Origin of the sequence: Sphingomonas yabuuchiae (assembly GCF_001477495.1) — a bacterium.
Lineage (GTDB): Bacteria > Pseudomonadota > Alphaproteobacteria > Sphingomonadales > Sphingomonadaceae > Sphingomonas > Sphingomonas yabuuchiae_A.
This window is the reverse complement of the sequence record NZ_LDTF01000182.1, coordinates 1-686: the sequence shown is the minus strand read 5'-3', so window position 1 is coordinate 686 and position 686 is coordinate 1. Positions and strand designations below refer to the sequence as shown.

Below are 686 nucleotides of genomic sequence, written 5' to 3'. Positions count from 1 at the left end.
GTCTCGTGGGCTCGGGATGGCGCAGGATCCGGGTGCCGTCGGCCAGGAACAGGGCGATCGTGCCTCCCGGCCCGAGCCGGATCCGGTCGAACATCCGATTGAAGTAGGACAGCGACAGGCTGCCGAGGACGATCCCGTTGAACGAGCCGTCCGCCATGGCGACCCGGCGGCTGAGCACGATCACCGGCTTGCCGATGAGCTGCGAGATCACCGGCCGGCTGATGTGGAGCCCGAGATCCGGATCGGCCTTGTGCGCCCGGAAGTAGTCGCGGTCGCCGCCGTTGAGGCGCCGCGCCGGCCAGCCGGCCGCGTCGTAGAGGGCGTTGCCGTACTCGTCGAGGACGAGCATCGCGCCGAGATCCTTGGCGTTGACGGCGCGATCGAACAGGACGCGCTGACGGAAATGGGGCTTGAGTTCCTCGAGATCGTAGATCTTGAGGTTCTCGACGACGCTCTGCAGCGCGAGGTCGATGATCTCGACGTTGCGGTCGACGTCGCGCTCGATCACCTGGAGCAGGTTCCAGGAGGTCCGCGCGGCCTTGTCCCAGGCATCGCGGCGCATGTCGATCAGCAACGCGGCGCAGACCGCCACCATGCCCAGGGGCGCCACGACCCCGAGGGCAATCCAGGTCCGGGCCGAGCGCAGGCCGCGCCGGAACGTGGTCGCCACACCCGTCCTCATGCGT

1 protein-coding gene is annotated in these 686 nt (G+C 68.5%); it reads right to left on the bottom strand.

The genetic code is table 11. The features are described 5' to 3' along the window. Window positions 1-670 (bottom strand): PDC sensor domain-containing protein (locus NS355_RS17965; protein WP_209445140.1); only part of this gene is annotated, 670 nt, incomplete at its 3' end. Window positions 671-686 lie beyond the last annotated feature (16 nt).